A 25010-nucleotide genomic window follows, 5' to 3' on the forward strand; every position below is an offset into this window, starting at 1 on the left:
CTCCACTATACCCAGCGGCGGCGCCTTTTCACCTCCTCCACCCCCTGGAGCACCGCCTCAAACACGTGGTCCTGTACCTGCTGGGCCATCCTCACGGGAAGCCCCTCCTCCAGCTCCACCAGGGTAAGCCCCGGGCGAAGGCGGTAGTGCCGGCGCATGCGCCCCTTCACCTCCAGGTCCGCAAGCCTCTCCACATACACCCGGCCCCCGGGCATGGGAAAACGGGCCACTTCCCCCGGCTCCAGGACCAGGCGGGGCAGGGCCAGGAGGAGGGAAAGGGGGTCGTGGTAGGGGGCCACGAGGGGCAGGGCCACGCTCTCCTTGCCTTGGCTGACCAACACCACCCCTTCCTCCTCCAACCTTTCCACGGTGAAGACCCGGCTTTCCCGCCCCTCCACCCGTTCGGCGAAGTACAGGGAGAAGCCTTCGGCATCCGTTTCCGTCTGCCAGCGCTGGCGGGTCTTGGGCAGGGGAAGGTTCACCTCGGCGGTGAGGGTGGCCTTCGCCCCCGGGGGCTCTGGGCGCACCTCCAGCCTTCCCTCCCCCGCCTCCTCCCCGGCGAAGAAGTAGCGGTACACGTAAACGGCGGGGCGCTCGGTCATGGCCTTAGCGTACCTTGATGACCAGGGGTGGCCCTGGCACCTCCAAGAGGTAGTCCACGGGATCGCGGCCCGCCACCCGGATGCGCAGGCGGTAAACCCCTTTCTGGTCGAACTCCGCCCGGCCTGGGGCGGTGAGGAGAAGCTGGCCGGGGGCCATCTTGGAACCTTCGGGCACCTCGAGGAGGAACACCTCTGCCCGCTCCGTGGGGGGGTCGGTGCGGAACTCCATGGTGTAGCCCCCCCCGGAAGGGGAGGAAGGGCGAAGGAGGAAAAGGGCCAAACCCAAAAGCACCAGGACACCCAGAAGCCCCAGAAGCCAGGCCCGCTTCCTGGGCCGCGGAGGTTCCACCACGGTAAAGGAGGGCTCCTCAGGCTCCTCGATGCGGATGACCCGGGGACGGCTTGGGGTCTTACCCTCAGGGGTCAAGGCCTCCTTGGCCGGCGTGGCCTCCCCGTCATCCGTGGGTCCGGGAACGGGGTCCACGCTCAGCACCTTTCTGGAGGAAGAGGGCCTGGCCGGCTCCTCCTCGGGCTTGGAGGGTTCAAGGGGCCCCCCTTCCCGGTAAGGGGTTTCCGAGGGTAGGGGCTCGGCCTCCTGCGCGGCACGGGCGGGCTCGGCAAAGAGAATCTCCAGGGGTTCCTCCTTGGCCTTGATCCTTTCCAAGGCTTCCCTTAGGGGAAACTCGGGATAGCGATCCCCGGCCAAGGCCCGAACCAAAACGGCAAGGGCCTTTTCCGGTTCCCCGGAAACCTCCTTAAGCCCCACCCCGGCCAACCACACCCGCTTGCCCTTGACCAGGCAAAGCTCCGGGATGGGGGCATGAGACACCTCCTGGGCCTTCAAACCCACCAGGATTCGGGCCATCTCCCTCACCCAGTGCTCCAGCCGCTCCAGATCCGCTACCCCCAGGTACTGGCTTAAGGGAACCGCCCCGATGGGCCATTCCACCACCCAGGCCTCGGGGGTCTCCTCCAACAGGGGAAGTACCCCCTCCCCCAAAGCCGGCACCCCTTGGGCCCCCTTGAGCACCATCACCGGCATCCCGGTGTGGGTATCCTGGCCCTCGTAAACAACAACGGAAGCAATACGGACAAGAATGCGCCGCAACCAATACTTGCCAAGAACCTCCATCCCCACAAGTATAGCCAGTTCGGCCCTACAGGCCCTCCGGTACAACCCGCTCTATACTGAAGCGTGTACCGCATCGGCGAGCTCGCCAGGCAAACCGGGGTAAGCCCTGACACCTTGCGCTTTTACGAGCGCATAGGCCTGGTACACCCCGTAGCCCGCAACGAGGGAGGTTATCGCCTGTACGGGGTGGAGGCCATTCGCCGCCTCAACTTCATCAAGCAGGCCCAGTCCCTGGGCCTGACCCTAGAGGAAATCCGGGCGGTGCTCGAGGTCATGGAGGAGGGCCGCCCTCCCTGCGCCGACGTGCGCCGGATGTTGCGCCAAAAGGTAGCTCTGCTGGAGAGGCGCATCGCCGAACTCGCCGCGTTGCGCAACGCCCTAGCCGAGAGGCTGAAGTGGGCCGAGGCCCACCCTGACCCTGCCTGCGATGGCCAGGACCACTGCGTCTACCTAGACCCTACCCAAGCAGGATAAATCCCTATGGAAAACCGCTGGTCTTCCCCGCCAAACCCCTCCTTGCTAAAACGTGATGAGGGTATATCCCTCCTCCAGGAGACCCCTCAGGCTAGGGTGGTCCCTGTAGTCCCCAAGGAAGGGGAAGCCCGCAGCCTCGAGGGCCTCTCTGGCCCCGAAGGCCCGGGCACAGTAGGCGCAGGCACCTTGTATACGGTCCCGTACCGCCAAAAGAAGCTTGTGGGCCTTGTGGCTGGGGACGGCCAAGGCAGCAAGCCCCTGGGTACCCGCCCCATCAAAGAGGAGGCGCACCTCGTCCCCAGCTTCCTTCAACTCCTGGGCCAACATCAGGGCATTCACAAGCCGCCCAAGACCCTCATGGGTTTCCGTACCCGCCAAAACCAGCACAGCCACTTTTCGCATGCCCATCACCTCGTCAGAAGCCTAAGGCCGGGGTGAAGGGCGCGCTGTATAGGACTTTACAAGGTTACCCTTAAGCCCAATACTATCAAGAGAGTGGATTGGCTGCGCGCCCTTTTCCGATCCAAAGGAGGCCCTCCCCAACCCTTCTTTCTTCCCGAAGCCTCTTGGCACCAGCGCATCTCCCCGGAGGCGATGGCAGGGGTGGAAGCCATCTGTCCTCCAAGACGCTACCGCAGGGGAGACGCCATCTTCCTCCAGGGAGATCCCGCCACGGGTTTCTTTATCCTGGTGGAGGGGCGGGTCCGCCTCATCCTACCCACGGCCAAAGGGGAAAGAACCGTGGCCCTTTTAGGCGATGGGGATATCTTCGGCGAGTCCTTCCTTACCGGAAAGCCTATGCAGGCCACCACCGCCTCAGTCCAGAGCCCAGAAGCGGTGGTCTGCCCCATTTCCCGTGAGCAGTTTCTTGAAATCGCCCGGACCCTACCCGAGGTGGCCTTGGCCTTTGCCGCTCTACTAGCAGAAAGAATAGGGCAACTCACGGAAGAAATGGCCCAAGGAACCTTGCCTGCCCCCGTGCGGGTGGGTAGGCTTCTTCTCAGCCTGGGGCAGCGCTTTGGGCAGAAAAAGGGAAGGGGAATACGGCTAGACCTGGGTTTATCCCAAGAGGAGCTGGCCACTTTTTGCGGGGTCACCCGGGTCACCGTAGCCCAGGCCTTCCACCTCTTCCGTGCGGAAGGCATTATGGAAAAAGAAGGGTCCGGGTACCTACTGTACCCGGACCGCATGGAAAAATTGCTGGAAGCTTGGGAATCCTCTTAGCGAATGGCCGTGCTAAACACGTAATCCTGACCCCGGGCCTGGGCGTGACAGGAGGAGCACATCCGGACCTTCCCCGCCAACTCTACCTTCCCGGTGGGGGTGTACTTTACCCAGAACCAGTCCCCGTTATTGGGATCGTACCCCTTGGCCTGCTTCACCATGGCGGTAACCCCGTCCAGCTTCCCATCCGGCATGTGGTTATCCTTGACGATGACCGAACCCACCGGGTATTCCCCCACCTTGGCATTGATGGCATCAAAGGCGATGCTGTTCACGAAGGTGCGAAGCAGGGACCCGTGGGGCTCTGTCCCCCGGTAAAAGCCCATGGGCTTCCCCGGAATATAGTGCCAGCTAAGCCGGTAATCCTCCCCGGAAGCCCCGGCCATAAGCCGCCAGAGCCTTTGGGCAAAGGCCTTATCCTGATCTACAGCCTGGGCCAAGGCCAGAATGGACCCGCCGATCGCTAAAACCCCCAGTACTGCCTTTAGCCTCCACATCATTGGCCACCTCCGGCTTTTCAGCCTAGACGGGCGACAAGGCAACCGCTGTAAACCCCTTTACACCCCTTGCCGCTTCCCTTAGGGCTTGACCTTGGAGCATGCTCCAAGGTTTAACCTGGCGGCATGAGGGGGATACGCCAGTACCAGCAAAGGGTTCCGGGGATGCTCCGCAGCCCGGTGGAGGCCGCCCTCAAGACAGCCCCTTCGGGGCTGACCAAGTGGGCACCTGGCACGGAACAGGTAAGGGTGGACCACCTGTGGAAGGAAGCCAAGGCGGTGGGAAAGGCCCTCCCTGAAGCTTGGCTCCAGCCCCTAGGGGCTGGGGGCCATCCTACCCTGGCGGTTCGGGAGGAAGAGCTATGACCTACGATCTTCTTATCGTTGGTTCGGGCTCGGCTGGGGCGGCCGCGGCCTTGGAGGCCACCTCGAGGGGAGCCCGGGTTGCGGTCGTGGAGGGCGGGGTCCTGGGCGGGACCTGCGTCAACGTGGGGTGCATACCCTCCAAGGCCCTGTTGCGCGCCGCCGAGGCTTTCCACAAGGCCGGGCACCACCCCTTCCAGGGTATCCACACTCGGACGGTGAAGGTAGAACTCCCGGCGGTTATCCGGCAAAAAGAGGTGCTGGTAGAAGGGCTACGCCGGGATAAGTACGCCGAGGTGCTAGAAGCTGCAGGGATCTCCCTCATCCAGGGCGAGGCCCGGTTCCGGGATGAGGAAACCCTTGAGGTGAACGGCCGGGTTTACCAGGCCGAGCGCTATGTACTGGCCACCGGGGCCCTCCCGACCCTTCCCCCCATCCCCGGCCTGGCCGAAAGCCAGCCCTGGACCTACCTGGAGGCCCTCGCCCCGGATACCCACCCTGAAAGCCTTCTGGTCATCGGCGGGGGCCCCATCGGGTTGGAGATCGCCCAGATCTACGCCCGGCTGGGCACCCGGGTGACGGTGCTGGAGGCCACCCCCTACCTCCTCCCCGCCGAGGATCCCGAGCTCAGCAGCCTTCTCAGGGGTTACCTGGAGGAAGAGGGCCTAGCAATCCAAACGGGGACCAGGGTGCAAGGAGTGGAACGCCAAGGGGAAGCCTTCGTGGTGCTCACGGAGAGGGAAACCTACCGGGCCCAGCGCCTTTTGGTGGCCACCGGGCGCAGGCCCCGCACCCAGGGGCTTAACCTCGAGGCCGCCCGGGTAAGGCTGGGCCCCCGGGGCGAGGTAGCAGTGGACGAGCACCTAAGAAGCACTAACCCCCGTATCTTCGCCGCTGGCGACGTGGCGGGCCTACCTCAGTTCGTCTACGTGGCGGCCCAGTCCGGGCGTGTGGCCGCACGGAATGCCCTTGGAGTTGGAGAAAGGGAGGCGCTGGAGCTTAAGGCCGTACCCCGGGTTACCTTCACCGATCCCGCCTTGGCCACAGTGGGGCTTACCGAGGAGGAAGCCCGCCAGCACCACGGCCCCGGCATCCGGGTATCCCGGCTTCCCCTGGACCAGCTCCCCAAGGCCCTGGTGCAACACGATCCCCGCGGCCTATTCAAGCTGGTAGTGGATGCCCAGGGGACGGTGCTGGGGCTTTCCATCCTGGCCCCCGAGGCTGGCGACGCCCTACAGGAGGCGGTGCTGGCGGTGAGGTTCGGCCTCCACTACCGGGACCTGATGGACACCTTCCACCCCTACCTGACCCTGGCCGAGGGCATCCGGCTGGTGGCCCAGGCCCTGGACACCCAGGTGGGCATGCTCTCCTGCTGCGCCTAGGAGAAGGCTGCACAGAGGTCCCTTCTTTGCAAACCCCTCCCCCTTCCCCGGCTATATAATCTCCCAAAGGTAGGGCCCTTAGGCCGGAAAGGAGCGGGGATGGAGTTCAAGATCACGCTGACCACGGAGGAGATCGTTCGGGGCTTGAAGCATTACCGCCGCATCGCCAAGCAAGACGTCCTCCGGGCGCCGGAAACGCCCAACCCGGAGGTCTTTCGTCGCCATGCGGAGGCCCGGCGCGAGGTCTACGCCAAGCTGGCCGAGGTGGCGGAGGCTGAGGGGCCGGAGGCCGTGGTGCAGTACGCCCTGGAGCTTTACAAGTCCCTGCCCTTCGTCACCGGCACCCCGGAGGACCAGTACCCCGAGATCAAGGGTCAGGAAAACGCCTTAGAGAACTTCTTCCTCATGATTGGCCTGGATCCCAAGACCCGGCGGGAGGCCCGGAAGGCCCGGAAACCCTTGCAATGACCCTGGAACTGCTACAAGCCCAGGCCAAAGCCTGTGCCGCCTGCCGCCTGGCGGAAGGCCGCACCCAGGTGGTCTTCGGGGAGGGAAACCCCGACGCCCAGCTCATGATCGTGGGGGAAGGCCCCGGGGAGGAGGAGGACAAGACGGGGCGCCCCTTCGTGGGGAAAGCGGGGCAGCTTCTGAGCAGGATCCTCGAGGCCGCCGGCATCCCCCGGGAATCGGTCTATATCACCAACATCGTCAAGTGCCGCCCCCCAAATAACCGCGCCCCCCTACCCGACGAGGCCAAGATCTGCACCGACAAATGGCTCCTCAAGCAGATTGAGCTGATCGCCCCCCAGATCATCGTCCCCTTGGGGGCGGTGGCGGCGGAGTTCTTCCTGGGGGAGAAGGTTTCCATCACCAAGGTGCGGGGGCAGTGGTTTGAGTGGCACGGGATCCGGGTTTTTCCCATGTTCCACCCCGCCTACCTCCTGCGAAACCCCAGCCGTACCCCGGGAAGCCCCAAGCACCTCACCTGGCTGGACATCCAGGAGGTTAAGCGGGCCCTGGACACCCTGCCCCCCAAGGAGGGCCGCCAGGTGAGGGCGGTGAGCCAGGAGCCCCTCTTCTAGGCCCGGCTCCAGGGGGTATAGAGGATGGGCAGGGGGCTCACGAAGGGCTCGGCGTAGTCCACCCCCAGGTAGTTGCCGAAGTGGCGGCGCATGGCCTTCCTGGCCTCCACCCCTTTTGGCCCCACGGTCTCGCTCACCCCTTCCCCGGAAAACTGGCTCCTGTAGGCCAGCACCGCCTGCTCCCACTGGTCTATGAAGGCGGAGATCTTCACCAGGAAGCTGGGGGTAAAGGGATGGTTCCCAGGGTAGAAGAAAAGCCGCTCCACCCGGTGGGGCTCCCCCTCTATGGGGGCTTTCTTGAGGCCTGCCAGATGCACCGCCGCCACCGCCAGGCGGCTTGCCGCGGTGTGGTCAGGGTGGCGGTCGGCCTCGAGGGGGGCGAGGAGGATGCGGGGCCTTAACCCCCTTAAGGCCTCCGCCAGCTTAAGGCGCTGCTCGGGCACATCCCAAAGCCCCCCATCCGGCAGGCCTAGGTTGCCCCTATAGTCCAAGCCCAGGATGCGGCTGGCCTCCTCCACCTCCCTCGCCCTTTCCTCGGGGGTACCCTTGGAGCCCATCTCCCCCCGGGTGAGGTCCAGAATCCCCGTGCTGAGCCCCTCGGCCTTGGCCCGGGCCAGGGTACCCCCGCACCCCAGCTCCCCATCGTCGGGATGGGGGGCGAGGACCAGCAGGTCAAGCACGGCCTCCCTCCTTCTCCCCCAGGCGCCTTTCCGTTCCCGCCTGGAGGCGCTTTAGGTTTTCCCGGTGGGTCCAGAGGATGAGAAGGGCCATGAGGCCCACGGTGACCACCTCCCAAAGGGGGCGGGCCAGGGCCAGGGCCAAGACCGTGGCCGCCACCCCCCCGGTCATGCTCCCCGCGGACACATACCGGGTAAGGAGCATCACCGTTACCCCGATCGGGAAAGTCCACAGGGCCAGGACGGGATCCAGAAAAATGAGGGTGCCAAAGCTGGTGGCCACCCCCTTACCCCCCTTAAACCCCAAAAACAGGGAGTAGTTATGTCCCAGCACCGCCGCCAAGGCCACCCCGCCCAGAAGGGGCCCCTCTATCCCCACCGCCCGCGCCATCAAGACGGCAATTCCCCCCTTGAAGACGTCGAAGAAGGCCACCACCAAGGCGGGCCCTGGACCCAAGGCCCTCAGGACATTGGTGGCCCCGATGTTGCCCGAACCCACCTTGCGGATATCCACCCCGTAGGTTTTGGCCACCAGAACCCCGGCGGGAATGGAGCCGAAGAGGTAGGCCACCACCAGAGCCAAAAGCGCCGACCCCATAGGGGGGATTTTAACTGCTCGCGGAGGTGTAGCCCCTCAAGGCGAAGCGGAAAAACCCCCGGGCCAGGAGGAAGAGGGAAAGGGCCAAGGCCGAGGCGAAAAGGGGAACCCCCTCCTTTTCCAAGGCGGCCTGGGCGGGCACGGTGGTGAGAAAGGCCACAGGCACCACAAAGGTGAAGAACACCCGGTACAAGGCCGGGTAGGCCCCCACGGGAAACCGGCCCGCCTCCAGTAGCCCCCTAAGCACCTCGGTGACGTTGTAAATCTTCACAAACCAGATGCTGGTGGTGGCCAGGAGGAACCAGAGGCTATAGAGCATCAAGGCTCCCAGCACCCAGTACCCGGCGAAGACCAGGTAGTCCCAAGCCCCAAGCCCCAGGCGCACCCCTGCATAGAGAAGAAGGCCGAACCCCAGGAGAAAATCCCCCAGGCCCCAAGGGGAAAAGACCCTTAAGGAAAGCCAGAACTGGGGATCCAAGGGCTTTAGGAGGACGAAGTCCAGGGTGCCCTGCTGCACGTGTTCCACGATCTTGTTGAGGTTTGGGGCCAAAAGGGTGCTGGCCAGGCCCTGGAGGAGGGTGAAGGCCGCCAGGACCAAAAGGGCCTCCTCCCAGGCCCACCCTCCGGGCTGGTACCCCCCTTGGTAGAGGAGCACCAGGCCCAAAAGGGCCCCAAGAAGGGTCAGGGCCGAGGAGAGAAGCCCCAGGAGGAAGTTAAGCCGGTACTCCATCTCCGCCGCCAGGCTGAGGCGCAGGAAAAGGAGGAAAACCCTCAGGTAGCGCACGGGAAACATTAGACCACAGGGTAGACTATAGGGGTGTCGGCAGAGGCCATTGTCCTTGCCCAGGACCTCACCAAGCACTATCGGGTGGCCCTGAAGGAGGAAAGCCTCCTCGCCACCCTGCGCCACTTCCTCTTGCGCCAGTACCGCACGGTGAAGGCGGTGGAGGGGGTGGAATTCCAAATAGCAAGGGGCGAGGTGGTGGGGTTTCTAGGCCCCAACGGGGCGGGTAAGACCACCACCCTGAAGATGCTCACCGGCCTAATCCACCCCACCCGGGGCAAGGCGGTGGTGGCGGGGCACATTCCCTGGCGACGGGAAAAGGCCTTTTTGAAAAAGATCACCCTGGTGATGGGCAACAAGCAGCAGCTCATCTGGGACCTGCCTCCCCTGGACACCTTCCGCCTCAACGCTGCCATCTACGACATCCCCGAAGGGGAGTTCCGGAAGCGGGTATGGGAGCTTGCGGAGATGCTTTCCCTAACGAGTAAGCTCCACCAGCCCGTGCGCAAGCTCTCCCTGGGGGAAAGGATGAAGGCCGAGCTTCTAGCGGCCCTTCTCCACCGCCCGGAGGTGCTCTTTCTGGACGAACCCACCCTGGGCCTAGATGTGAACGCCCAGGTGGCGGTGCGGGAATTCATCCGGGAGTACAACCGGCGCTATGGGGCCACGGTCCTCCTCACCAGCCACTACATGGCGGACATCGCCGCCCTGGCGGAGCGGGTCCTGGTGATCCACCAGGGAAGGCTCCTCTACGATGGACCCCTGGCAGGGCTATTGGAACGCTTCGCCCCCTACCGGGAGGTGGCGCTCACCCTGGCCCGCCCCCTGCCCAGGGAAGCCTTACTGGCCTTCGGGGAGGTTAGGGACCTCGAGGGCCTAAAGGCCCGGCTTCTTCTTCCCCGGGAAGGGCTAACGGAGAAGGTGGCGGAAATCCTGAAAAGGCTTCCCGTGGAGGACCTGGAGGTGCGGGAACCCCCCCTGGAGGAGGTCATCGCCCGGGTTTACCGGATAGCCCCCCTGGGTGAGCCCCAAAGCCCCGCCCTGGAGGAGGCATGAGGAAGGCCAAGACCCTCTTAACCGTCTACCTGGCCTACATGTTGGAGTACCGGGCGGAACTCTTCCTCTGGGCCCTGGCCGGGGTTTTGCCCTTGATCCTCCTAGGGGTCTGGACCGAGGCGGCCAGGGGCGGGGAGTTTGCCCTGTCCCCTGGGGAGTTCGCCCGTTACTTCCTCATGGTCTTCCTGGTACGCCAGGCCACGGTGGTCTGGGTGGTGTGGGAGTTCGAGCGGGACGTGGTGGAAGGGCGGCTTTCCTTCCGGCTCCTGAGGCCCCTGGATCCCTTTTTCGACCACCTGGCAGCCCACGTGGCCGAGCGCCTGGCCCGGCTTCCCTTCGTGGTGCTCCTCACCCTCCTCTTCTTCTTTATCTTCCCCGAGGCCCGCTTTAGGCCGGAGCCCGGCCCCGTCCTCCTGGGGCTTCTCTTCACCCTTCTGGCCTTTTTCCTCCGCTACCTGATGCAGTACACCACCGCCATGCTCACCTTCTTCACGGAACGGGCAGTTTCCGTGGAGGAGGTCTTCTTCCTCCTCTACCTCTTCCTCTCGGGAACCATCGCTCCCCTCGAGGTCTTCCCCGAACCCCTGAGAAATCTGGCCCTCCTCACCCCCTTCCCCTACCTGGTCTACCTGCCCGCTGCCCTCCTGGCCGGGCAGGAGGTGGACCTCCTCCCGGGGGTCTTTGTCATGCTCTTCTGGGGTGGAACCCTCCTTCTCCTTTGGCGGCTTCTCTGGTGGCTTGGGCTTAGGCACTACTCCGGCCACGGAGCATAATAGGGGCATGGCCACCCGCTACCGCTTCCGCGTGGAGGAGTTTGAGCGGGCCTTCCGGGACGTACCCCGGGTGGAACTCCTCAGGGGAGAGGTATACCAGATGAGCCCAATCGGACCGAAACATGCCTTCATGGTGGCCCGGCTGGACGACCTCTTGCATGAGGCCCTACGGGGTAAGGCTGTGGTTATGGCGCAAAACCCCTTGCGTATACCTCCTGACTCGGAACCTGAACCCGATCTGTTGGTCCTCGTCCCACCCTTGGACCGCTATCGGGACCGCCACCCAGAACCCCCGGATGTCCTTCTCCTCATAGAGGTAGCCGACACCTCCTTGGAGTTTGACCGGGAGGAGAAGCTTCCCCTCTACGCCGAGGCCGGGATCCCCGAGGTGTGGCTGGTGAACCTCAAGGAGAACCTCCTGGAGGTCTACCGGGAGCCCAGGGAGGGGCGCTACCGCTCCATCCGCCTCCTCTCCCCCTCCGAGCCCGCAACCCCCTTGGCCTTCCCCGAGATCAGCCTGCCTTGGGCACCGTCTCCTTAAGGCTCGGGTACAGGAGGGCGTAGGCGTACCCGTCGGTGAGGGCCTTCAGGGAGGCCTCGAGGATGTTCTCGCTGGCCCCCACGGTGGCAAAGCGCTCCTCGCCCCGCTTCATCTCGATCATCACCCGCACCCCGGAGTTGGTCCCCGCCTCCTGGCCGGAGAGGATGCGCACCTTGTAGTCGGCGAGCTCCACGTCGGCTAGCTCCGGGTAAAACTGCAACACCGCCTTGCGGAAGGCCCTGTCCAGGGCGGAAACCGGGCCAAAGGGGCTTTCCGCCGCCGTGTGTTGCAGGCTTTCCCCCACCCTAACCCGCACCGTGGCCTCGGCCCAGGCGGTGTCCAGGCCACTCCCGTGGACAAAGACGGAAAACCCCTCCACGCTGAAGGGGAGGCTCCCCCCTTTCAGGCGGTGGGCCAGGAGGTAGAAGCTGGCCTCCGCTCCCTCGAAGGCGTAGCCCTCGTACTCCAGGGCCTTCACCTCCTCCAGAAGGCGCTTGGCCTCCTCCTTGGAAAGGTCCACCCCCAGCTCCTGGAGCTTGGCCAGAAGGTTGGAGCGGCCCGAGACATCGGAGACCAGGAACCGCCGGCTATTCCCCACCCACTCGGGGGGGATGTGCTCGTAGGTGCGGGGGTTCTTAAGGACCGCGGAGACGTGCACCCCCGCCTTGTGGGCGAAGGCCGACTCCCCCACGTAAGGGGCCCGGCGGTTGGGGGACTGGTTGGCCCTCTCGTCCACGAAGTGGGAGAGCTCCTTAAGTCCCCTAAGCCTTTCCGCAGGGATGGAGGGAATGCCGTACTTGAAGGCCAGGGTGGGCAGGAAGCTGGTGAGGTTCAGGTTGCCGCACCGCTCCCCGTAGCCGTTGATGGTGCCCTGGGCGTGGGTGGCCCCCGCCCTCACCGCCGCCAAGGCGTTGGCCACCGCCAGCTCGGCGTCGTTGTGGGGATGGATGCCGATGCGTAAGCGGGGAAAGCGCTCCACCACCGCTTTGGTGATGGCGTAAACCTCCTCCGGCAGGGCCCCCCCGTTGGTGTCGCAAAGCACCAGGGTGTCCGCTCCCCCCTCCACCGCCGCCTCCAAGGTGGCCAGGGCGTAGCCGGGGTCCTCCTTATACCCGTCAAAGAAGTGCTCCGCGTCGTAGACCACCCGCCTTCCCCGCCCGGCGAAGAAGGCCACGGTGTCCTGGATCATGCGGAGGTTTTCCTCCAGGCTGGTCTCCAAGGCCTCGAGGACATGTAGGGTCCAGCTCTTGCCGAAGAGGACCACCACGGGAGTCTCCGCCTCCAGCAGGGCCAGAACCGAGGGGTCCTCCTCGGGAGCCAGCCCCTTTCTACGGGTGGCCCCAAAGGCAGCCAGCTTGGTCTCCCCCAGGTCCACCCCCTTCATGCGCTGGAAAAACTCGGCGTCCTTGGGGTTGGACCCCGGCCAGCCCCCCTCGATGAGGTGTACCCCAAAGGCCGCCAGGCGTCTGGCAATGGCCACCTTGTCGTCCACGGAAAGGCTGATGCCTTCCCCTTGCGTTCCGTCCCTTAGGGTGGTGTCTAGGATCTCCACCATGGCTTCTTCCCCCCTCCGCGGGGGTCCCACCCTGGCCGATCCAGGGTGGGCTTTCCCTAAACCCCGCGCTGAACCTCCTCGATGGAGGGCGGGTGGCGGGTGGCGCGGCCGCTGGCCAGCTTGCCGGCCGCATCCAGGAAGGCCAGGGCGCTGGCCTCGATGATGTCCGGGGAAACCCCCACCCCCACCGCCTGGAGCTCCCCCAGGCGAAGCCTCACCGTCACCTGGCCCAAGGCCTCGGTGGATCCGGTAACCGCCTCCACCCGGTAAAGCTCCAGCCCGGGCCTGAGGCCGATGGCCTCCTGAATGGCCTTGTACACGGCGCCCCCGGGCCCATCCCCGGTGTGCGTGGCCACCCTTTCCCCATCCGGGGTCTTCACCTTCACCGTGGCCGTGGGCAAGAGGCCGGAGCCGGAGAAGAACTGGACATGCTCCAGGGTAAAGAACTGGGACGCCGGCTCCCGTTCGCTCTCCACCAGGGCCTGAAGCTCCTCGGCCGACAGGGGGCCTTTCTTCTCGGCGATCTCCTTGAAGCGGGAGAAGAGCACCTTGAGCTGATCCTCGGAAAGGTCCTTGTAGCCCAGGTCCTCGAGGGCCTTCTTGAAGGCAGCCCGCCCGGAATGCTTACCCAGCACGATCACCGCGGGGCGCCTCCCAATAAGCTCGGCGTCCATGATCTCGTAGGTGGAGCGGTGCTTCAGGACGCCATCCTGGTGGATCCCCGACTCGTGGGCAAAGGCGTTGTCCCCCACGATGGCCTTGTTGGGGGGCACGGGCATGCCGGTGTAACGCTCCACCAGGCGGGAGACCCGGTAGATCTCCCGGGTGTTGATCTGGGTCTTGGCCTTGTACCAGTCCCGGCGCACGTAAAGGGCCATGACCACCTCCTCCAAGGCGGTGTTGCCCGCCCGCTCCCCAATGCCGTTGATGGTGCACTCCACCTGGCCCGCCCCGTTCTCTATGCCCGCCAGGGCGTTGGCGGTGGCCAGGCCCAGGTCGTCGTGGGTGTGGGTGGAGATGATCACGTCCCGGCCCCGCACCACCTCGTCCCGGATGCGGCGGATCAAGGCCCCGTACTCATTGGGTGTACCGTAGCCGGTGGTGTCGGGAATGTTGATGGTGGTGGCCCCAGCCTCAATGGCCACCTCGTAGAGGCGCTTTACGAACTCCCACTCCGCCCGCATCACGTCCTGGGCGGAAAACTCCACGTCGTCCACGTACCTCCTGGCGTAACGCACCATCTTGTCCGCCATCTCCAAGACCTCCTCCTCCGTCTTCTTCAGCATGTACTGGAGGTGGATCTTGGAAGCCGAGGTGAATACGTGGATCCGAGGCTTTTCCGCCTTCTCCAGGGCCTTGGCCGCCTGGTCGATGTCCAGGGTGTGGGTGCGGGCCAAGGCGGCGATGATGGGGCCCCTTACCTCCTCAGCGATCCGCCTTACCGCCTCAAACTCCAAAGGCCCGGATACGGGGAAACCCGCCTCAATGATGTCCACGTTGAGCCGGGCCAAGGCGTGGGCGATCTCCAGCTTCTGGTCCAGGGAAAGGGCCACCCCTGGGCTCTGTTCCCCATCCCTAAGCGTGGTGTCAAAGATGCGGATGTGCCTTTCCATCTTCTCCCTCCCCAAAAACGCACCAGGCCCCCCAGGTGGGGGGCCATTGGAACCCACCTAGCCTACCTCTTCCAATACCCTTGCCCGCAGGAAGGGCATCATGGCCCTGAGCCTTGCCCCCACCTCCTCAATGGGGTGCTCCTTCCAGCGCTTGCGGTTCGCCTCCAAGACCGGCTGGCCCACCTGGTTCTCCAGCATCCACTCCCGGGCAAACTCCCCGGCCTGGATCTGGCGGAGGATCTCCCGCATGCGCCTTTTGGTTTCCTCCACCGGTACCGCCACCTCCCCCCGGGTGTAGTCCCCGTACTCCGCGGTGTTGGAGATGGAGTAGCGCATGCCGGCGAAACCCGCCTCGTAGATGAGGTCCACGATGAGCTTCACCTCGTGCACGGTCTCAAAGTAGGCCATCTCCGGAGGGTAGCCCGCCTCCACCAGGGTTTCAAACCCCGCCTGGATGAGCCGGGTAAGCCCCCCGCAGAGCACCGCCTGCTCCCCAAAGAGGTCGGTTTCCGTTTCGTCCTTGAAGGTGGTGGGGATCACGCCCGCCCGGGCCGCCCCGATGGCCTTGGCGTAGGCCAAGGCGGTGGGGAAGGCCGCGCCCGAGGCGTCCTGGTACACGGCCACCAGAGCCGGCACCCCGCTTCCTTTGGTGTACTCGCTCCGCACCAGGTGGCCGGGGCCCTTGGGGGCCACCATCCAGACGTCCAGGTCCCGCCTGGGCTTGATCTGGCCAAAGTGGATGTTGAAGCCGTGGGCGAAGGCCAAGGCCGCCCCCTCCCTCAGGTTGGGCTCGATCTCCTCCCGGTAAACCCGGCCCTGGGTCTCGTCGGGCAGGAGAACCATCACCACATCCGCCTCCCGCACCGCCTCGGCCACGGAGAGGACCCTAAGGCCCATGGCCTCCGCCTTGGCGGCGCTTTTAGACCCGGGCCTAAGCCCCACCCGCACGTCCACCCCCGAGTCCTTAAGGTTCAGGGCGTGGGCGTGCCCCTGGGAGCCAAAGCCCAGTACCGCCACCTTCTTGCCTTGAATGAAGCCTAGGTCTGCGTCGTGCTCGTAGTAGATCTTCATACCGCCTCCCGTTTTTCCCTGACCTTAAGGGTGCGCTCCCCTCGGCTCATGGCCACCGCCCCGGTGCGCATGACCTCGAGGATCCCGTAAGGCCTAAGGGCCTCGATGAAGGAGTCTATCTTCTTGGAATCCCCGGTGAGCTCCAGGATCAGGCTCTTCTGGGCCACATCCACCACCCGGGCCCGGAAGGCCTCCTGGATGTCCTTCACCGCCAATCTCTCCTCCACCCCGGCCACGTGGACCTTCACCAGGGCCAGCTCCCGCTCCACGTGGGGCTCGGAGTGGTCGGTGACCTTCAAGACCTCGATCAGCCGGTTCAGCTGCTTCTCCACCTGCTCCAAGGTGCGGTCGTCCCCAGAGACCACCAGGCTGATGCGGGAAAGCCCCGGCACATGGGTGGTCCCCACCGCCAGGCTCTCCAGGTTGAAGCCCCGGCGGGCGAAGAGGCCCGTGATGCGGTTCAAGACCCGGGGATGGTCCTGCACCAGGACGGAGATCACGTGCCTCACGCCTCCACCTCCTCCCTTTCCGCGGGGTGCTCGAGGATCATGTCCTCCGCCGCCCCACCCGCGGGGATCATGGGGAAGACTCCCTCCTCGTGGTAGACCTTAAACTCCGCCACCACCGGGCCATCGGCGGAAAGCACCGCCTCCACCCCCTTCATCAGGTCCTCCTTGCGTTCCACCCTGATCCCCTTGAGGCCATAGGCCTCCGCCAGGCGGGCGAAGTCGGGGTTGGAGTCCGCCAGGTACACCTCGGAGTAGCGCTTGGCATGGAAGAGGTCCTGCCACTGGCGCACCATGCCCAGGTAGCCGTTGTTGAGGATCACCACCTTCACGTCCAGCCTGTACTTGACCAAGGTGGCCAGCTCCTGGAGGGTCATCTGGAAGGAGCCGTCCCCGTCGAAGTCGATGACCAGCTCCTCCGGCCGGGCCACCTTGGCCCCGATGGCGAAGGGAAGGCCCACCCCCATCGCGCCCAGGCCCCCGGAGGTGATGAAGCTTCGCGGCCGGGCCACGGGGAAGTACTGGGCAGCGAACATCTGGTGCTGCCCCACCCCCGTGGTCACAATGGCATGCCCCCCCGTGGCCTCGGCGAAGGCCCGGATCACCTCCGGGGCCTGAAGGTGGGGCCGGGGCTTCCAGCGCAAGGGGTAGCGGGTGCGCCACTCCTCCAGCTCCCGCCACCAGGAGGCAAGCCTAAGGGGCTTGGCCCCCTTCAGCATCTCCTTAAGGACCAGCCGGGCATCCCCCACGATGGGAATGTGGGTGCGCACCAGCTTACCGATCTCCGCGGGGTCGATGTCCACGTGGATGATGGTGTGGGCATGGGGGGCGAAGCGGGAAACCTTCCCCGTGACCCGGTCGTCAAAGCGGAGGCCGATGGCCAGGATCACGTCCGCATGGTGGATGGCCCGGTTGGCGGCCACGGTGCCGTGCATTCCCGGCATCCCCAGCCAAAGGGGGTGGTTCCCCGGGAAAGCCCCCAGGCCCATCAGGGTGGTGATCACGGGGATTCCCGTCCGCTCGGCAAAGGCCAGAAGCTCCCCGTGGGCGTGTTGGGCTCCGCCTCCCACCATGAGGATGGGCCTTTCCGCCTGCTCCAGGGCATCCAGGGCCCGCTCTATCTGCTTGGGATGGCCCTTGGTGGTGGGCTTATAGCCGGGAAGGTCTAGCTCCACGTCGAAGCTACCCGTGAACTCGGAAAGCTGCACGTCCTTGGGCAGGTCGATGAGCACCGGGCCTGGCCTCCCAGTGGAGGCGATGTGGAAGGCCTCCCGCACCACCCGGGGGATGTCGTTCACCTCCTGCACCAGGTAGTTGTGCTTGGTGATGGGCATGGTGACCCCGGTGACGTCCGCCTCCTGGAAGGCGTCGGTGCCGATCAGGGTCCGGGGCACGTTCCCAGTGATGGCCACCACCGGGGTGGAGTCCATGTAGGCATCCGCCAGGCCCGTCACCAGGTTCAGGGCCCCAGGGCCGCTGGTGGCCATGACCACCCCCACCCGGCCCGAAGCCCGGGCGTAGGCGGTGGCGGCATGAACGCCCCCTTGCTCGTGCCGCACCAGGATGTGGCGGATAGGGCTGTCGTAAAGGGCATCGTAGACCGGCATGATGGCCCCACCCGGGTGGCCAAAGATGACCTCCACCCCTTCCTTCTCCAACGCCTTCAAGAGTGCTTCTGATCCCTTCATCGCCCCCTCCTAAACCAAAACCCCCCGTTTTCCGGGGGGTTTTGGATGCGCCCTAAAACGCTACACCCTACCCCCCGCTGGCCCTACGATTAGGACCAGGCCTAGGGATAGGACGAGGCCAAAGCGCATCTTGGGCTCTATCCTAGCCCCCTTTGTGAAGGGTGTCAAGAGCCCAGGTGACGGGCGATGGCGGCTATGGCCACCCTGGCGTGCTCCCGGCCGTTTTCGATGAAGACGGAGCGGGTGTCCGGGCCAAAGGCGCTGGAGCCGATGGCGAAGAGCCCCTTGCGGGAGGTCTCCCACCCCGGGGAAAGGCGGGGCTTACCCCCCTCGTAGTTCACCAAAGCCTCCCTGAGAAGGCGGTCCTCCGCATGGTAACCGATCTGGACCAGGACGAAATCGGCCTGCAAGAACTCCTCCCCTTGGGGCCCTTCCAGGACCAGACCCTCCGGGGTGATGGCCTTGACCCGGGTTTCCATCACCGCCCTTATGCTTCCCTCCTTCACCCGGTTCTCAAAATCGGGGAGGAGCCAGTACTTCACGCTGGGGCGCACCCACTTCCCCCGGTGCACCAGGGCCACCTCCGCCCCACCCCGGTACAGGTCCAAGGCCACCTCCACCGCGGAGTTACTCCCCCCCACCACCGCCACCCTTCTGCCGAAGAAGGGGGCCGCTTCCTCGTAGCGGTGGAAGACGTGGGGCAGGTCCTCCCCCGGCACCCCCAGGCGGTTGGGGTTGCCGAAGTAGCCCGTGGCCACCACCACATACCGGGCGGGAAAGGCCTTTTGCCCAAAGCGGTCCTTGGCCAGCACCCGGAAGGCTCCCTCCCCGCCCTCTATGGCCACCGCCTCCGTGTAGGTGAGAACCCTAAGCCCTTCCCTTTCCGCCACCCTCTGGTAGTAGAGGAGGGCCTCGAGGCGGGTGGGCTTGGGACCCTGGGACACCAGGGGGTGGCCCCCGATCTCAATGTTCTTGGACTCGGAGAAGAAGACCATCTGCCGGGGAAAGCGGTAAATGGTTTCCGCCACCGTGCCCCTCTCCAGGATCAGGTGGCTTAGGCCACGGCGCTTAGCCTCGAGGGCCGCCGCTAGACCCACGGGCCCGGCCCCCACCACGAGCACATCCACCATGCCCCCCAGTCTACGCCGCCCTGTAGACTCCTTCCCATGGAGTGGCTCACCAACCCCGAGGTGTGGATCGCCCTCATCACCCTAACCGTGCTGGAAGTGGTACTCGGCGTGGACAACGTCATCTTCATCAGCATCCTGGCCTCCAAGCTGCCCAGGGAAGAGCAGGACCGGGCCCGCGTGGTGGGCATCTCCTTGGCTGCGGTCACCCGCATCCTCTTCCTGCTCACCATCGCCTGGATCATGGCCTTGAAAAAACCCCTCTTCGCCCTCTGGGGCCACGAGGTGACGGGCAAGGACCTGGTCCTGATGGCCGGGGGGCTATTCCTCATCTACAAATCGGTGAAGGAAATCCACGAGAAGCTGGAAGGGGAGCCCGGCCATGCGGTGAAAAGGGTGGCTCCCTCCTTCGCCTCGGTGATCGGGCAGGTCCTCCTTCTGGACATCGTGTTCTCCATCGACTCGGTCATCACCGCCGTGGGCCTCACCCGCTTCGTGCCGGTGATGGTGGCAGCCATCCTCCTCTCCGTGGCCATCATGCTGTTGGCCTCCAAGGGGATCTACGCCTTCGTGAACCAGCACCCCACGGTGAAGATGCTGGCCCTTTCCTTCCTGCTTTTGGTGGGCTTCACCCTGGTGGCCGAGGGCACGGGGGTACACATCCCCAAAGGGTACGTGTACTTTGCCATGGGCTTTGCCGTGCTGGTGGAGTGGCTTAACCTCCGCGCCGGGCTTAGGGGGAAACCGGTCAAGCTCCGCGAGCCCTACGAGGAGGAGGCGTAAAATCGGGCTGGAGGTGCGGTATGGAGTACCGGACGGAACGGGACACCATGGGCGAGGTCAAGGTACCGGCGGACCGCTACTGGGGCGCCCAGACCCAGCGCTCCCTCGAGCACTTCAAAATCGGCGCCTGGCGCTTCCGCATGCCCCTGGAGGTGATCCGCGCCTACGGCATGCTGAAGAAAGCCGCGGCCAGAGCCAACCTGGAGCTGGGCGAGCTTCCCGAGGAGATCGCCCGGGCCATCATCCAGGCGGCGGAGGAGGTGATGGCGGGAAAGCTGGACGACCACTTCCCCCTGGTGGTCTTCCAGACGGGTAGCGGCACCCAGACCAACATGAACGTGAACGAGGTCATCGCCAACCGGGCCTCGGAGCTTTTGGGGAAACCCCTGGGCTCCAAGTACGTCCACCCCAACGACCACGTGAACCGGGGCCAGAGCAGCAACGACACCTTCCCCACCGCCATGTACGTGGCCGTGGCCCTAGCCCTCCACGACAGGCTTTACCCGGCGGCGGAGGCCCTCATCGCCACCTTTGAGGAAAAGGCCAAGGCCTTTGACCCCATCGTGAAGGTGGGCCGCACCCACCTGATGGACGCCGTACCCATCACCCTGGGACAGGAGGTGGGAAGCTGGGCCGCCCAGCTAAGGAACACCCTGGCCATGGTCAGGGAGGCGGAGAAAGGGCTCTATAACCTGGCCATCGGGGGCACGGCGGTGGGCACGGGCCTAAACGCCCACCCCCGGTTCGGGGAACGGGTGGCCCATTACCTGGCCGAGGAAACCGGGCTTCCCTTCAAGGTGGCGGAGAACCGCTTTGCCGCCTTGGCCGCCCACGACGAGCTGGTGCAGGTGATGGGGTCCTTGCGCACCCTGGCCGGGGCCCTGATGAAAATCGGCAACGACATCCGCTGGCTGGCCTCCGGGCCCTATGGGGGCATCGGGGAGATCTTCATCCCCGCCAACGAGCCTGGGTCCTCCATCATGCCCGGCAAGGTGAACCCCACCCAGGTGGAGGCCCTCACCATGGTGGTGGTGCGGGTCTTTGGCAATGACCACGCGGTGGCCTTTGCCGGAAGCCAGGGCAACTTCCAGCTCAACGTTTTCAAGCCGGTGATGGTGGACGCCGTCCTCGAGTCCACCAAGCTCCTGGCGGACGCCATGGAGTCCTTCAACGAGCACCTGGCCCAGGGAATCGAGCCCAACCTGGAGCGGATAGAGGAACACCTGCAGAAAAACCCCATGCTGGCCACCGCCTTGAACAAGGCCATCGGCTACGACAAGGCGGCGGAGATCGTGAAGAAGGCCATCAGGGAAAAGAAGGCCCTGAAGCAGGCTGCCCTGGAGCTGGGGTACCTCACGGAGGAGGAGTTTGACCGCATCGTGGTCCCCATGAGGCTGGCCAAACCCCACGAGGCCTGAGGTGCCTTTGTGAGAACGCCCACCCCCCTTAGGGGTGGGCACCGTTATAGTGAGGCTTGGGAGGTGAGGTATGCCGTATCCCTTTAGGCTACCGGAACTGGGTTACCCGTACGAGGCCCTCGAGCCCCACATCGACGCCAAGACCATGGAGATCCACCACCAGAAGCACCATGGGGCCTACGTGAACAACCTGAACGCCGCCTTGGAGAAGTACCCTTACCTGCAGGGGGTTGAGGTGGAGGTGCTCCTACGCCACCTGGCCGCCTTGCCCGCGGACATCCAGACCGCGGTGCGCAACAATGGGGGCGGGCACTTGAACCACAGCCTTTTCTGGGAGCTCCTCACCCCAGGAGGAGCCAAGGAGCCTGTAGGGGAACTCAAAAAGGCCATCGATGAGCAGCTTGGGAGCTTCGCTGCCCTGAAGGAAAAGCTCACCCAAGCGGCCATGGCCCGCTTCGGCTCCGGCTGGGCCTGGCTGGTGAAGGACCCCTTCGGGAAGCTTCACGTGCTCTCCACCGCCAACCAGGACAACCCCGTGATGGAAGGCTTTACTCCCATCGTGGGCATCGACGTGTGGGAGCACGCCTACTACCTCAAGTACCAAAACCGCCGGGCCGAATACCTCGAGGCCATCTGGAACGTGCTGAACTGGGACAAGGCGGAAGCCTTCTTCCAGAAGGGTTAAGGGGAGCCTAACCCCCAAAGAGGCCTCTCAAGGGGGGGTTCCCCATGCCACCCCCGGCGTGGGCCCGGGCCGCGGGGTGGGGGGAGCCTACTTGCTAAAAGGCCAGGCCGGGCCTCGCCAAGGGAAATCCCGCGGCCAAAGGGGGATTATCCCGGAAACCCCCTAAGGAAGGCTCCGGCAAGGACAGGGGCCAAAGCCCCCTCCAAGGCCTTCACCGCCAAGGGTACCCTCCACGCTCCTTTGTCCCGCACCCCTGCGGGGTTGGAGACGGCCCTAAGCTCCGCCCCGGGGATCCCCAAGGCCAGGCATGCCCGGGCAAAGGCAGCCCCCTCCATGCTCTCCACCCAGGCCCCCCAGCGCCAGGCCAGGGCCTCCGCCTCCCCTGGGGTCTCCGAGACCCGGTCCCGGGTGAGCCCCACCACCACCCGGAGGCCCAAGGCCCGGGCCAAAGCCCGGGTGAGGCCTGGATCCAGGGGGAAGCGGTTGTGGTAGGCCTTTCCCTCCACCTCCAAGGCGGGAAAGCCCAAGGGTTCCAGGCCCTCTTGGGTACCCAGGTCCGCCTCCACCTCCTCCCCCACCAGGACCACATCCCCAGGGAGGAGGCCCGAGCCCGGGTAAGCCCCGGCAATGCCGAACAGCAAGGCCTTCTCCACGGGGTTTTGGCTGGTCCAGGCGGCCAGGGTGAGGGCGGCGTTCACCTTGCCGATGCCGGTTTCCAGGTAAACGAAGCCCTCACCCCTAAGCCCCTTCCTTCCCAGGAAGGAGAAGGGTTCACCCCGGAGGAAGGGCGCCTCGAGGGCCGTGGGGGAGAGGAGCAACCACATCACTCCACCACCTTAAACCCCAAGGCCTCCGCCCGCTCCACGAAGAACTGGATGTTCTCCGCCTTCACCTCGCCCCCCAGGCTCTTGCGGTCAAAGGCCTCCTCCGCCGCCAGGATCATGGTCTCCGCCAGGCAGGCGGGGACCTGGTCGGGGGCACCGAAGTGAAGGTCTAAGGTGGCCTTGGCCCTCCCGGGAAGCCGCACCACACCCCCAGGGATGACCCTCACCCCGGGCACCTCCTTAACCGAGGGATGCACGTCGGGGGGCACGCCCTCGTCGTAGATCCAGGCCCCCGGCTTCACGTGCTCAGGGTGGATCACCGGATTGGGATCGCTGGTGGCGGTGAAAACCAGGTCCGCCTCCCGGATGGCGGCCACCTCGGTGGCCACCAGGATCTCGGGGGCTTGCCCCTTCCGCTCCAGGTTCTTCCGAAGGCTTTCCGCCGACCTTTCCAGGCGCTCCCGGTCCCTGCCCACCAGGATGAGCCGCCCCACCAAGGGGGCGATCTGCCGGGCGATGCCGAAGGCCACCACCCCATTCGCCCCCACCACCGCCGCCGTGGTGTCCCTCAGATCCTTTCCGCTTTGGGCGAAGTGGGCCAGGATGCCGGGAATAGCCGCCTTGACGGTGCCTGCGGTATAGGCTCCCCCGTTGGTCACCTCAATATCGGGCACCGCCTCCTGGACCTTCTTGCCCTTTTCCCCCACCACGCTCCAAAAGGCCCCTAGGCCCACCACCGTGGCCCCAAGCTCCTTGGCGAGCCGAGCCCCCTGGATGGCCCGCCTTACCGCCAGCTCCGGCCTGGCCTTGATCTGGTGGGGCAGGAGGGGGGCGGAGATGAGGTGGCATAGGACCTCCCTGCCATCCGCTGTCCTCACCCCCCTTACCTCCCCCACCTTCATGGGACGGAAGAGCTCCGCCAAACGCTCTATCCAGGCCTGCTTTAAAAGCCCCAGGCGCACCAGGGGCCTCGCCCAGCGGAAGCGGGGGCTTTGCCAGAAATCCTCCAGCGTGAGGGGATGGATGAGGAAGGCGCAAACCACCTGCCTATCCGAGGGCAGAGGCAGGGGGTTACCCAGCCTGGGCTCGGTGCCTTCCAGGATACGGCCCAGGTTTTCCTTGTAGCGCCAAAGGGCCAGGAGGAAAAGCAAGCCCCCAAGGGCCTTAGCCATGGGGGTAAACCCGCCGAGAAAGAGGGCGCCAAAGAGGCCTAGGGGAAGCCCCAGGGCCCCCAAGGAGGCATAGCCCGTGAGGGCGTAGAGGGCAAGGCCCAAGGCCACCGGGACCATGGCCAGGACAGGCTCCAGGGGTAGCCCCGCCAGCACCCCCAAGAGAACCCCTGCCCCCTTGGCCCGAAGGGGCCAGGGATCCTGGAAAAAAAGGGGATACAGGTGGCCCAGGTAGACCGCCACCCCCAGGGCCAAAAGCTCCTCTACCCCAAGCCCCAAGCCCCTCCCCAACGCCAGGGGCAGATACCCCTTGGCGAAGTCCAGGAGGAAGGCCAAAAGGGTAAGGCCCGGCCCCAGCCGCCTCAAGGCCGTCTCCAAACCCAGGGTATAGGGGCTTGCCGTGCGCAGGTCCACCCCCCGCCGCCTGGCCAGCCAGTACCCCAAGGGCAAGGCACCCAGGGCATAGGAAAGGGGTAGGAGGACGAGGATCATCGCAGGTAGTTTAGCCCGGCCACCGCCCCACCCGTAAGGAGGAGGACGATGAGCCCAGCCGCCAGCACCCCCAGGGAGATGGCCAGGAGGGCGTAACGCCTTTTCAGACCCAAGACCACGGAAAGCACCGCCCCGCTCCAGGCCCCAGTGCCCGGGAAGGGCACGGCCACGAAGAGGAAAAGGCCCAAGGCCCCTAGGCGCTGCACCTGCTCCTCTCCCCTCAGGCGCACCCGGGCCTCGAGGGCCGCCCAGAGCCTGGCCAGGAGGGGAACCCGGGTCAAAAGGGCCACCCCCCAGGGAAGGAGGAAGAGGGCCACCGGGGCCACCAGCAGGTTGCCCAAGAGGGCCAGCAGGAAGGCCTCCTCCGGGGAAAGCCCCAGGGCCACCCCCAAGGGAATGGCTCCCCTTAGCTCCACCACCGGCAGGGCAGCCACCAGGATCACGTACAGCTCAGGAGGCATCCTCGCAAGGGGAAACCCGCCGCCAGATCAAAGCGGGATCCCGACGGCGGGTCACGGGAAAGAATGCTTTAGGCGCGAGCGGCCTTGGCCTTCTCCACCAGCTCAGCAAAGGCCTGGGGCTCCCGCACCGCCAAATCGGCCAGCACCTTGCGGTCCAGCTCCACCCCCGCCTTCTTCAGGCCGTGGATAAAGCTGGAGTAGTTTAGGCCATGCTGGCGGCAGGCGGCGTTGATGCGCACGATCCAGAGCTTGCGGAAATCCCGCTTCTTGCGCTTGCGGTGGGCATAGGCGTAGTTACCTGCAGCGAAGAGGGTTTCCCGGGCCTTGCGGACGCTTTTGGAGCGGAGGCCCCAATACCCCTTGGCCAGCTTGAGGATCTTCTTGTGCTTCCTGCGGCGAACGACACCGGTTTTGGCGCGCGGCATCCTCTACC

Annotated in this window: 29 protein-coding genes; 12 read left to right on the forward strand and 17 right to left on the reverse strand. The window is 65.3% G+C overall.

The genetic code is table 11. From position 1 onward, the window contains the following. Positions 1-5: 5 nt before the first annotated feature. Both L0C59_RS02260 and L0C59_RS02265 read right to left on the reverse strand, forming a co-directional pair. Positions 6-602, reverse strand: a complete 597-nt coding sequence (locus L0C59_RS02260; protein ID WP_243089596.1) for a DUF3108 domain-containing protein — start codon at positions 600-602, stop codon at positions 6-8. Positions 603-606: 4 nt separating this feature from the next. Continuing rightward, positions 607-1734, reverse strand: coding sequence for a hypothetical protein (locus tag L0C59_RS02265; RefSeq protein ID WP_243089597.1), 1128 nt, complete (start codon positions 1732-1734; stop codon positions 607-609). A 63-nt stretch (positions 1735-1797) separates the two neighbouring features. Here L0C59_RS02265 and L0C59_RS02270 point away from each other — a divergent pair, with 63 nt between their 5' ends. Further along, positions 1798-2208, forward strand: coding sequence for a heavy metal-responsive transcriptional regulator (locus L0C59_RS02270; protein WP_243089598.1), 411 nt, complete (start codon positions 1798-1800; stop codon positions 2206-2208). A 45-nt stretch (positions 2209-2253) separates the two neighbouring features. Here L0C59_RS02270 and L0C59_RS02275 read toward each other — a convergent pair whose 3' ends face one another. Next, positions 2254-2610: a hypothetical protein gene (locus L0C59_RS02275; protein WP_243089599.1), complete on the reverse strand. Its 357-nt coding sequence runs from the start codon at positions 2608-2610 to the stop codon at positions 2254-2256. Between the two features lie 192 nt (positions 2611-2802). Between L0C59_RS02275 and L0C59_RS02280 the strand changes: the two genes are divergently transcribed. Then, positions 2803-3432, forward strand: a complete 630-nt coding sequence (locus L0C59_RS02280; protein WP_243089600.1) for a Crp/Fnr family transcriptional regulator — start codon at positions 2803-2805, stop codon at positions 3430-3432. On the opposite strand, the gene L0C59_RS02285 is transcribed toward L0C59_RS02280, so the two are convergent. Further along, positions 3429-3932 (reverse strand): cytochrome P460 family protein, encoded by a 504-nt coding sequence (locus L0C59_RS02285; RefSeq protein WP_243089601.1) that lies wholly within the window; start codon positions 3930-3932, stop codon positions 3429-3431. The two genes, L0C59_RS02280 and L0C59_RS02285, sit on opposite strands and share 4 nt — an antisense overlap. A gap of 123 nt (positions 3933-4055) precedes the next feature. Between L0C59_RS02285 and L0C59_RS02290 the strand changes: the two genes are divergently transcribed. From L0C59_RS02290 to L0C59_RS02305, 4 genes are all read left to right on the forward strand, one after another. Further along, complete coding sequence (locus L0C59_RS02290; RefSeq protein WP_243089602.1) at positions 4056-4295, forward strand: hypothetical protein; 240 nt, start codon at positions 4056-4058, stop codon at positions 4293-4295. After that, positions 4292-5674, forward strand: a complete 1383-nt coding sequence (merA, locus tag L0C59_RS02295) for a mercury(II) reductase (protein ID WP_243089603.1) — start codon at positions 4292-4294, stop codon at positions 5672-5674. The genes L0C59_RS02290 and merA overlap by 4 nt, the downstream gene beginning before the upstream one ends. A 99-nt stretch (positions 5675-5773) precedes the next feature. Next, positions 5774-6142 carry a hypothetical protein gene (locus L0C59_RS02300; RefSeq protein WP_003044617.1) on the forward strand — a complete coding sequence of 123 codons (369 nt, stop codon included), beginning with the start codon at positions 5774-5776 and terminating at the stop codon, positions 6140-6142. Beyond that, complete coding sequence (locus L0C59_RS02305) at positions 6139-6756, forward strand: uracil-DNA glycosylase (protein ID WP_243089604.1); 618 nt, start codon at positions 6139-6141, stop codon at positions 6754-6756. The genes L0C59_RS02300 and L0C59_RS02305 overlap by 4 nt, the downstream gene beginning before the upstream one ends. On the opposite strand, the gene bshB1 is transcribed toward L0C59_RS02305, so the two are convergent. The 3 genes from bshB1 to L0C59_RS02320 are packed head-to-tail and all read right to left on the reverse strand — an operon-like array spanning position 6753 to position 8824. Then, positions 6753-7436, reverse strand: a complete 684-nt coding sequence (gene bshB1, locus L0C59_RS02310) for a bacillithiol biosynthesis deacetylase BshB1 (RefSeq protein WP_243089605.1) — start codon at positions 7434-7436, stop codon at positions 6753-6755. The genes L0C59_RS02305 and bshB1 overlap by 4 nt on opposite strands. Further along, the gene (gene plsY / locus L0C59_RS02315; RefSeq protein WP_243089606.1) at positions 7429-8031 is read right to left on the reverse strand and encodes a glycerol-3-phosphate 1-O-acyltransferase PlsY; all 603 of its coding nucleotides are present in this window, start codon (positions 8029-8031) and stop codon (positions 7429-7431) included. Before plsY ends, bshB1 begins: the two co-directional genes overlap by 8 nt. Before the next feature lie 10 nt (positions 8032-8041). Beyond that, complete coding sequence (locus L0C59_RS02320) at positions 8042-8824, reverse strand: ABC transporter permease (RefSeq protein WP_243089607.1); 783 nt, start codon at positions 8822-8824, stop codon at positions 8042-8044. 24 nt (positions 8825-8848) lie between these two features. Between L0C59_RS02320 and L0C59_RS02325 the strand changes: the two genes are divergently transcribed. Genes L0C59_RS02325 through L0C59_RS02335 form a run of 3 tightly spaced genes read left to right on the forward strand, consistent with a single transcriptional unit; the run spans position 8849 to position 11185 of the window. After that, positions 8849-9871: an ABC transporter ATP-binding protein gene (locus tag L0C59_RS02325; RefSeq protein ID WP_243089608.1), complete on the forward strand. Its 1023-nt coding sequence runs from the start codon at positions 8849-8851 to the stop codon at positions 9869-9871. After that, positions 9868-10644, forward strand: a complete 777-nt coding sequence (locus tag L0C59_RS02330) for an ABC transporter permease (protein ID WP_243089609.1) — start codon at positions 9868-9870, stop codon at positions 10642-10644. Before L0C59_RS02325 ends, L0C59_RS02330 begins: the two co-directional genes overlap by 4 nt. Positions 10645-10651: 7 nt before the next feature. Then, positions 10652-11185, forward strand: coding sequence for a Uma2 family endonuclease (locus L0C59_RS02335; protein ID WP_243089610.1), 534 nt, complete (start codon positions 10652-10654; stop codon positions 11183-11185). Here L0C59_RS02335 and cimA read toward each other — a convergent pair. The 6 genes from cimA to L0C59_RS02365 all read right to left on the reverse strand — a co-directional run bounded on the left by cimA (position 11157) and on the right by L0C59_RS02365 (position 18748). Next, complete coding sequence (cimA, locus tag L0C59_RS02340; protein WP_243089611.1) at positions 11157-12740, reverse strand: citramalate synthase; 1584 nt, start codon at positions 12738-12740, stop codon at positions 11157-11159. The genes L0C59_RS02335 and cimA overlap by 29 nt on opposite strands. A gap of 56 nt (positions 12741-12796) precedes the next feature. Next, positions 12797-14353 (reverse strand): 2-isopropylmalate synthase, encoded by a 1557-nt coding sequence (locus L0C59_RS02345; protein ID WP_243089612.1) that lies wholly within the window; start codon positions 14351-14353, stop codon positions 12797-12799. Between the two features lie 57 nt (positions 14354-14410). Beyond that, positions 14411-15424 carry a ketol-acid reductoisomerase gene (gene ilvC / locus L0C59_RS02350; protein ID WP_243089613.1) on the reverse strand — a complete coding sequence of 338 codons (1014 nt, stop codon included), beginning with the start codon at positions 15422-15424 and terminating at the stop codon, positions 14411-14413. Next, on the reverse strand, positions 15421-15933 hold the full coding sequence (ilvN, locus tag L0C59_RS02355) for an acetolactate synthase small subunit (RefSeq protein ID WP_243089614.1): 513 nt from the start codon (positions 15931-15933) through the stop codon (positions 15421-15423). Before ilvN ends, ilvC begins: the two co-directional genes overlap by 4 nt. Then, positions 15930-17618, reverse strand: a complete 1689-nt coding sequence (ilvB, locus tag L0C59_RS02360; RefSeq protein ID WP_243089615.1) for a biosynthetic-type acetolactate synthase large subunit — start codon at positions 17616-17618, stop codon at positions 15930-15932. Before ilvB ends, ilvN begins: the two co-directional genes overlap by 4 nt. 164 nt (positions 17619-17782) lie before the next feature. Further along, positions 17783-18748 carry a YpdA family putative bacillithiol disulfide reductase gene (locus tag L0C59_RS02365; RefSeq protein WP_243089616.1) on the reverse strand — a complete coding sequence of 322 codons (966 nt, stop codon included), beginning with the start codon at positions 18746-18748 and terminating at the stop codon, positions 17783-17785. Positions 18749-18784: 36 nt separating this feature from the next. Between L0C59_RS02365 and L0C59_RS02370 the strand changes: the two genes are divergently transcribed. From L0C59_RS02370 to L0C59_RS02380, 3 genes are all read left to right on the forward strand, one after another. Continuing rightward, positions 18785-19528 carry a TerC family protein gene (locus L0C59_RS02370; RefSeq protein WP_243089617.1) on the forward strand — a complete coding sequence of 248 codons (744 nt, stop codon included), beginning with the start codon at positions 18785-18787 and terminating at the stop codon, positions 19526-19528. 20 nt (positions 19529-19548) lie between these two features. Further along, positions 19549-20946 (forward strand): class II fumarate hydratase, encoded by a 1398-nt coding sequence (gene fumC / locus L0C59_RS02375; RefSeq protein WP_243089618.1) that lies wholly within the window; start codon positions 19549-19551, stop codon positions 20944-20946. A gap of 70 nt (positions 20947-21016) precedes the next feature. Further along, on the forward strand, positions 21017-21631 hold the full coding sequence (locus tag L0C59_RS02380; RefSeq protein ID WP_243089619.1) for a superoxide dismutase: 615 nt from the start codon (positions 21017-21019) through the stop codon (positions 21629-21631). A gap of 146 nt (positions 21632-21777) precedes the next feature. On the opposite strand, the gene mqnB is transcribed toward L0C59_RS02380, so the two are convergent. The 4 genes from mqnB to rplT all read right to left on the reverse strand — a co-directional run bounded on the left by mqnB (position 21778) and on the right by rplT (position 25002). Next, positions 21778-22455 carry a futalosine hydrolase gene (mqnB, locus tag L0C59_RS02385; protein WP_243089620.1) on the reverse strand — a complete coding sequence of 226 codons (678 nt, stop codon included), beginning with the start codon at positions 22453-22455 and terminating at the stop codon, positions 21778-21780. Then, positions 22455-24116 carry a glycerol-3-phosphate acyltransferase gene (locus L0C59_RS02390; RefSeq protein ID WP_243089621.1) on the reverse strand — a complete coding sequence of 554 codons (1662 nt, stop codon included), beginning with the start codon at positions 24114-24116 and terminating at the stop codon, positions 22455-22457. The genes mqnB and L0C59_RS02390 overlap by 1 nt, the downstream gene beginning before the upstream one ends. Beyond that, entirely contained in the window at positions 24113-24577 is a 465-nt protein-coding gene (locus L0C59_RS02395) for a COG2426 family protein (protein ID WP_243089622.1), read from the reverse strand. The genes L0C59_RS02390 and L0C59_RS02395 overlap by 4 nt, the downstream gene beginning before the upstream one ends. Positions 24578-24645: 68 nt before the next feature. Then, complete coding sequence (rplT, locus tag L0C59_RS02400; protein WP_015716736.1) at positions 24646-25002, reverse strand: 50S ribosomal protein L20; 357 nt, start codon at positions 25000-25002, stop codon at positions 24646-24648. Between the last annotated feature and the right edge of the window lie 8 nt (positions 25003-25010).

It is taken from the genome of Thermus neutrinimicus, from assembly GCF_022760955.1.
Classification (GTDB): Bacteria; Deinococcota; Deinococci; order Deinococcales; family Thermaceae; genus Thermus; species Thermus neutrinimicus.